Here is a 7,461-nt window from a genome sequence, read left to right on the forward strand (position 1 = left end):
CGACACAGATTACTAAATATTTGATCAATGAAGATGTTGTAGATTGTTTTGTATTCTGTACAAAGAATCCTCGCCCCATATTATCACGTTTAGATGAACTCAAACCATATCCTTCTTTTTTCTATATTACCATTACACCTTATGGAAAACAAATTGAACCCTATGTTCCTCCTTATCAGGATGTGATTTTTGATATTCAAAAGCTTTCATTACAACTTGGAGTACAATCAGTAGGTATTCGTTATGATCCTATCTTTATAAATCAGGAATATACAATAGAAAAACATCTTTATTATTTTGAAGATATATTATCTCAATTACAAGGATATACTCATCGTTGTGTCATAAGTTTTATAGACTTATATCATAAAACCAAAAGAAATTTTCCAGGTATTCGAGAAGTATCTTTACAAGATCAAAAGACAATCGTTTCAGCTTTTGTAGGGATTGCTAAAAAGTATCAGTTTCAAATTCAAATGTGTGGCGAACCTTATGATTTCTCAATGTATGGTGTATCTTCACAAAGTTGTCTGAATGCTCCACTACTTCAAGATGTGATTGGCTATGATGTGATGCAACCTTCATCAAAACCTTTAAGGAAGCATTGTCACTGTTTTCCAAGTCGAGATATTGGAGAATATAATACTTGCCCTCATGGCTGTTTATATTGTTATGCCAATGAAAATAAGAAAAAAGTATGGCAGAATTATCATAAACATGATCCCTTGTCACCTTTGTTGATAGGGCATGTCCATAAGGATGATATCATTAAAGAGGCTAAACAAAAAAGTTATAAAAATAGACAATTGTCTTTAGATATATAAAGTAAAAAATGCAAGATTATACCATCTTGCATTTTTAAGATAAAAGCCAATCAATAAGGTATAAAGATTTGATTCCTTCATAGGATTGAATATAGCTTCTATCCATTGATAAAATGAATTTTTTCTATTATATAAAGCTTTACATTATTTTCACATCTGTGAATACCAGTTACAATTTTCACGAGATGAACATCTTTATGTAAAATAAGCTGGTTTAAATATTCAGGATGGTTGATAAGTATAGCCATGAGATACCACCTATCTTTTATAAATATTATATCTGAAAATATAAAAAATAAAAGTTTTAGACTTACAAGACTAAAACTTCATAAAAAATGATATTTTTCGACATATGAGTTTGATACTTAGATATCGTTTATTTAAAATCTGTGACTTTGTTGATATCAGTATCAACAATCTTTGTAAAAATGGACTGTTTTTTTCTTTTTTTCATATAATAATTTGAGGTGTTTTGATGATAAAAAAAGGGTTCATTTGTTTATGTGTCTTTTTGATGTGTTTAGTGACACCGGTCTATGGTGAAGAATTAAAACTGGCACCCAATGCGGGGGCTTCTTTATTGATGGAAGCATCTTCCAGACAGGTTTTGTATGCAACCAATGAAAAAGAAAAGCTGTTTCCAGCTTCAACCACAAAAATTATGACAATGATTTTATTGTTTGAAGCAATTGAAAGAGGAAGTTTAAAATGGGATGAACAATTAACATGTAGTGCCTATGCTGCTAGTATGGGTGGAAGTCAGATTTATCTTGAAGAAGGAGAAAAGATGAGTGTGACGGACTTATTTAAAGCCATCAGCATTGCTTCAGCGAATGATGCCTGTGTTATGATAGGAGAACGTATTGCTGGGACAAATGATAATTTTGTAAAAATGATGAATGAAAAAGCGAAAGAACTCAAACTGGTCAATACGCATTTTATGAATCCAACGGGTTTACATGATGATCAACATTATACATGTGCTTTGGATTTAGGAACAATGGCTGCGTATCTGATTGAAATAGGAGGAGAACGTTTATTTCAGACAACATCGTTATATGATAGTTATATTCGTGAAGATACAGCCCATAAGTTCTGGCTGGTTAATACGAATAAACTATTAAAATCTTATCAGGGGGCAGATGGACTAAAAACAGGTTATACAAAAGAAGCAGGTTATTGTATTGTTACAACAGCTAAACGTAATGGATTAAGATTAATTGGCATTGTGTTAAAAGAAAGTGAACCGAAGGTAAGGAATCAGGAAGTTTCGCAATTATTGGATTATGGTTTTTCATTATATGAGAGTGTGACGTTATTTCAAAAAAATGAAGTTATTGAAAAGATAAAAATTGATAATGCGAAAGTACCATCAGTTGATGTTGTTGTTAAAGAAGATGTTCAGTATATTCAAGATAAAAATAATCAGACAAAGGTCACTTATCAAATCAACTATACAAATCTTGTTCCACCTCTTAAAAAAGGTGAAACAATTGGTCATTTATTGTTGATGAGGGATCAGGTTAATATAGCTTCATTTGATGTGACGGTTTCTAAAGATGTTGAAGCTTTATCGTTTGTGGAAAAATGGATGAATCAATTAAAAGTTTTTGTTTAAAAATCTATCTTGGGATGGATTTTTATTTTGCATAAAAATTCTAGTTTTGTTGAATAAGTTCTAGTTTTATCGAAACGATTTTTTTTCATTTTGAATTGGTATATGATAGCTAAAAAGGAGGAAAGACAATGGATAATCATATTGAAATTGAAAAAGTACATCATCTACTGATTGTTCATTTTTATGGTGAAATAGATAGTGTAATGGCACCAGTATATCGTGGACAATTGAGTGATTTGATAGATGAGAGTGAAGAAGATGTTATTTTTGATTTTGAAAAGACGTCTTTTATAGATAGTTCAGGAATTGGATTGGTACTGGGGCGATATAATCAACTGCGATTTGAGCACCGTACATTGATTTTAACAGGATTAAATCCTGTGGCTTATCGCTTATTTGAATTAACAGGGATGTTTCAAATCATGCCTTATTATGAATCTATTGAACGTTTAAAGGAGGGAACGTTATGAATCAGATGGAAGTCAGTTTCAGTGCTTTGCTGGATAATGAAAACTTTGCCAGAACAGCTGTTGCAGCCTTTTTAACGCCTTTAAATCCAACAATAGATGAAATTATTGAATGGAAAACAATTGTTTCAGAAGCGGTTAGTAATGCGATTATTCATGGCTACAATCAAAACAAAGAATGTTTTGTCGTTATGAAGATGAAAGTTGATGGACGACAAGTACAACTGATTGTACAAGATTATGGTAAGGGAATTGATAATTTAGAGGAAGTCAAGGCTCCTTTTTATACTACCGCAAAAGACTTAGAACATGCCGGAATGGGATTAACAATCATTGAAACATTAGCGGATCGCTTAGAAATTGAAAGTGTTATCAATATAGGAACAAAACTTATCATCACAAAAAGTTTAAAAAATCATGACACCATCTAAAACATTAGATCTTTTAGAAAAAGTCCGTTTAGGGGATGAACAGGCAAAAGAAGAAATTGTTAAAGAGAATTTAGGTTTAGTATGGTCAATTGTGCATCGCTTTAAAAACAGTTATTATGATAAAGAAGATTTATTCCAGATTGGCTGTATTGGTTTGATGAAAGCTATTAATCATTTTGATACGTCTTATCAAGTTCAGTTTTCTACTTATGCTGTACCTATTATTATGGGTGAAATTAAACGTTATTTTCGTGATGATGGAACGATTAAGGTATCACGTTCTTTAAAAGAATTAAATATCAAAATCACCAAAGCCAAAGAATATTTACAGACCCAAAATAATCAGGAGCCAACGATTGAAGATGTAGCAGCATATCTTCATGTAGAACCTCAGGAAGTTGTGGAAGCCATTGATGCTTCTTATTATCCGACTTCATTAAACGAACCAATTTATGAAAAAGATGGTTCAACGATTAGTGTGGAAGATCGTTTAATTGATAAAAGCAATCATATGTGGTTTGAAAAAATGGCTTTAGAAATGGAACTGGAAAAGCTTGATGATAAAGAAAAGATGATTATTTATATGCGTTATCATTTGGATTATAATCAAGATAAGATTGCCAAATACTTGGGGATTTCACAGGTTCAAGTTTCAAGATTAGAAAAGAAAATTGTCGCAAAATTAAGAACACGCTTAAAAGATGGAAAATAGTATGCTATAATACATCAGAGGCGAGGAAAATGGAAAAAAATGATTTTAAAAAATCTTTATTTGAATATATCAAAGTCATTATTATTACAGTTGTTTTAACACTAGGAGTTCTTTATTTTGTACAGATTTCTAGAGTTGTAGGGTCTTCTATGGAACCAACATATCATAATGGAGATATTATTCTGGTTGATAAATTCTTTTATAAACGAGGACAACCGGCTTATAATGAAATTGTTGTGGTGAAATATCATGTGGCTGAAGGTGAAGATCAGATTATCAAAAGAATTGTTGGTTTACCCGGTGATCATCTGGAAATGAAGGATAATCAGCTTTATCGTAATGGTCAGTTATTGAATGAAGATTATATTAATGAAGCCATGATTCAAAATGAGGATTTTTCTTATGATATTCCTGAAGGGAAAATCTTTGTGATGGGTGATAATCGTAATCATAGTGTTGATTCTAGAAATTTGGGATATATTGATTTTGATGAACAGGTTGTTGGTCGTGTTTTTTGGAAGGTCTTTTGATAAGACCTTTTTCTTTTGGGAGGTTTTATGAAAAAGTTAAGATATAAACGTGTTATCCTTGTGATTATGATTTTTGTTTTATTTGTTAGTATGGCTGGTTATATGTATTTACAAAGAAGTCGTTATTTTGAATATAACGGAACTATTACAACTTATACTACAACATATCAACAAGATGAAAAGATTTATATATTTGATTTAAAAGGTTTTTTTAAAGATGAGCAGTATTATTTATCTTTAAATGATTTATATAATTGGTTTGTGATTCAGGATTCAAAAAACAAAGTTTATGTTGATTATGGAAAACATACAATGGTTTATCAGTTGAATGATGAGGTTTATTATATTGATTTTGGCAGGGATGAAATAAAATACAAGAATGATTGTATAAATATTAATGAAAATGGTAGTCATATTTATATTTCTCATAAAAATATATATTTATCTGTCTATTTTATAGAAAAAATATTGTTAAAAAATGAAAAAAAGATAGAAATTGAAAATAAAAACGCTATCATTTCATAAATTTTATGATTTTTGTAGTCAAGATGGTATTTTTTTGATAGAATTGTTTCATATTTGAAAGATGAAAAACATCTTTTAAAGGAAAGGGTGAAAATATGGCATATAAATTTAATATTACTCGTGGTAATGCAATTTTAAATTTTTCTGAAGAATTCTGTCAAAGTCGTTGTCAATTAATTGAAAGTGAGTCTTTTGCGAAAGTTTTAGAAAAATATATTAAACATATTAAAAGAACTGATACAACTATTTACGAATATTTACATGCTATTGAAGAAGATGATGTTGACTTATTAAGAGATTTAAGAGATGTTTTTAAATTATTATTAGTCATGTCAGTAGAAGAAGTTTGTGCTATGCGTTCTCAGGCAAAAGCATATTTTAAAGATCGTGATATGTTTATTGCTTTGGTTGAAGATATTTATTTATTCTGGCGTCGTTTACAAAGATATGCAATTGTTTTTAATGAAACAAAAAGAGCAGGTTATCAAAATGTTCAGTTTGCTGATGCACAAAGTGAATTTGAAGAATTGGTATTAGAAGTTTATCGTTCTATTCAATCAGCGATTGGAAAGAAAGATAAAGTTTTACGTCAGATTACTGCAGGGGTAAATGCTGGTTTAGCTGTAACGCATATGCGACCATTTTTACCATATGAATATCGTAATTTAGATGAAATTCCATTTATTGAATCTGTTGTTATTCATCCACCATTTATTGCTTATTCTAAACGTAATAAACGTGATGGAGTCTTTCCAGAAATCAAAACAAATCCTATTGAAGATAAAAAGTTTGATGCAGAATCATGGTTATGTTATCCTGCAAAAGTAGGAGATTTGTTATGTTTTGTTTACTTTAACGTAAAATTTATGGCACAAGGTGTAACATTATGTAACTTGTTTGATTTGGCTGATGAATCTGAATATCGTAATCGTAAACCAGATTTAATTTATGTTTATGGTTATGAAGATGGTGAAATGAATCAGGCTTTCTATCAGGATGAATCTAATGATATGATTGTTGCTTTATTATCAGCAAGTGATGATTTTGATTATTTTGGATATATGAAAAAAATGTGTTTAACATTGCATAATGTTCAAAAAATTAATCATCGTGAATTACCAATCCATGGAGCTATGGTTAAAATGACACTTCATAATGGTGAAACAAAAAATATCGTTGTTATGGGTGATAGTGGAGCTGGTAAGAGTGAAACAATTGAACAGATTAAAGTGATTGGAGCTGCTTATATTACAGACTTAAAGACAATCTATGATGATATGGGGGTACTTTCACTTGGTGATAAAGGAAAAGTGAAGACTTCAGGAACTGAAATTGGGGCTTTTGTCAGATTAGATGACTTGGATGCAGGATATAGCTTTAAAGAATTAGACCGTTCAGTCTTTATGAATCCAGATAAAGTCAATGCACGTATTGTCATTCCAATTACAGACTATAAAGATGTTGTGGCAAAACATGATGTTGATTTGTTCTTATATGCAAATAACTATGATGAAGATGGTGAAGCATTAAGTTTCTTTGATACACCAGAAGAAGCTTTAGAAGTCTTCAGAGCAGGAAATCGTATGGCAAAAGGAACAACAACAGAATATGGACTTGTAGGAAGCTATTTTGCGAATCCATTTGGACCAGTTCAAAGAAGAGAACAGACTGAACCTATTTTACAGGATTATTTTAAAAGAATGTTTAAGCAAGGTGTAAAAGTTGGTCAGTTGCGTACACGTTTAGGTATTAAAGGAAACGAACATCAAGGACCAAAAGATGCAGCTATTGCCATTTTAAAATATGTAACAGGTGAGGAAGAATTAAAAGAATTACCTGTTGAAGAATAATAGGAAACAGCAATGTTTCCTATTTTTTAAAAGGAGGAAAAATATATGTGGATTATATTTGGAATATTAACTCTTATCATGACTTTATTGAATTTGTATATGTATAACGCTGGTAAAAATTATCATATTTTTATGGTTCTTTCTTTATTCTTGATGGCATTGACACTTTGCGATCAGTATCAAATGATAGCGTCTTGGAGTTTAGCAGGGGATTGGAGTGCTATTGCAGATGTTGCACCAACATTATCTATGATTCTATGGATATTTGTAATAGGTTCTTTTGTGGTGAATGTCATACCATTATTATTAAGTTATCGTAAGAATCGTTAATAAGTATGATGCTTTATTTATGAAAATAAAAAAGATTGTCTAAATATCAATGATATTAAAGTGTACCCTATGTCAAGGACAATTAAATAAAAAGGTATATTTTTAACGAATATTATCTTATATGATTGTGTCAAGGAGGAATGACACAGTCTTAAGCCACTGGTCAAGATCAGT

The 7,461-nt window shown here is 30.6% G+C and carries 10 protein-coding genes; 9 read left to right on the forward strand and 1 reads right to left on the reverse strand.

Annotated elements, in window-relative coordinates; all coding sequences use genetic code 11:
• Positions 1 to 824, forward strand: an 824-nt coding sequence (locus B5E75_RS13605; RefSeq protein WP_143746972.1) for a DUF1848 domain-containing protein, incomplete at its 5' end; no start/stop codon positions are given.
• 98 nt (positions 825 to 922) lie between these two features.
• Here B5E75_RS13605 and B5E75_RS14670 read toward each other — a convergent pair.
• Positions 923 to 1,072 (reverse strand): hypothetical protein, encoded by a 150-nt coding sequence (locus B5E75_RS14670; protein ID WP_162607709.1) that lies wholly within the window; start codon positions 1,070 to 1,072, stop codon positions 923 to 925.
• Between the two features lie 227 nt (positions 1,073 to 1,299).
• On the opposite strand from B5E75_RS14670, the gene B5E75_RS13610 reads away from it, so the two are divergent.
• From B5E75_RS13610 to B5E75_RS13645, 8 genes are all read left to right on the forward strand, one after another.
• Positions 1,300 to 2,442 carry a D-alanyl-D-alanine carboxypeptidase family protein gene (locus tag B5E75_RS13610; RefSeq protein WP_087360335.1) on the forward strand — a complete coding sequence of 381 codons (1,143 nt, stop codon included), beginning with the start codon at positions 1,300 to 1,302 and terminating at the stop codon, positions 2,440 to 2,442.
• 128 nt (positions 2,443 to 2,570) lie between these two features.
• Positions 2,571 to 2,912 (forward strand): STAS domain-containing protein, encoded by a 342-nt coding sequence (locus tag B5E75_RS13615; protein ID WP_087360338.1) that lies wholly within the window; start codon positions 2,571 to 2,573, stop codon positions 2,910 to 2,912.
• Entirely contained in the window at positions 2,909 to 3,340 is a 432-nt protein-coding gene (gene spoIIAB / locus B5E75_RS13620; RefSeq protein ID WP_087360341.1) for an anti-sigma F factor, read from the forward strand. Before B5E75_RS13615 ends, spoIIAB begins: the two co-directional genes overlap by 4 nt.
• Positions 3,327 to 4,052, forward strand: a complete 726-nt coding sequence (locus B5E75_RS13625; protein WP_087360344.1) for a SigB/SigF/SigG family RNA polymerase sigma factor — start codon at positions 3,327 to 3,329, stop codon at positions 4,050 to 4,052. Before spoIIAB ends, B5E75_RS13625 begins: the two co-directional genes overlap by 14 nt.
• A 29-nt stretch (positions 4,053 to 4,081) precedes the next feature.
• Positions 4,082 to 4,582 (forward strand): signal peptidase I, encoded by a 501-nt coding sequence (gene lepB, locus B5E75_RS13630; protein ID WP_087360346.1) that lies wholly within the window; start codon positions 4,082 to 4,084, stop codon positions 4,580 to 4,582.
• Between the two features lie 27 nt (positions 4,583 to 4,609).
• The gene (locus B5E75_RS13635; RefSeq protein ID WP_087360349.1) at positions 4,610 to 5,107 is read left to right on the forward strand and encodes a hypothetical protein; all 498 of its coding nucleotides are present in this window, start codon (positions 4,610 to 4,612) and stop codon (positions 5,105 to 5,107) included.
• A 95-nt stretch (positions 5,108 to 5,202) separates the two neighbouring features.
• Positions 5,203 to 6,957, forward strand: a complete 1,755-nt coding sequence (locus tag B5E75_RS13640) for a phosphoenolpyruvate carboxykinase (RefSeq protein WP_087360354.1) — start codon at positions 5,203 to 5,205, stop codon at positions 6,955 to 6,957.
• A 45-nt stretch (positions 6,958 to 7,002) separates the two neighbouring features.
• Positions 7,003 to 7,287: a hypothetical protein gene (locus B5E75_RS13645; protein WP_087360357.1), complete on the forward strand. Its 285-nt coding sequence runs from the start codon at positions 7,003 to 7,005 to the stop codon at positions 7,285 to 7,287.
• Positions 7,288 to 7,461: the final 174 nt, after the last annotated feature.

It is taken from the genome of Massiliimicrobium timonense, assembly GCF_002160865.1.
Classification (GTDB): Bacteria; Bacillota_I; Bacilli_A; order Erysipelotrichales; family Coprobacillaceae; genus Allocoprobacillus.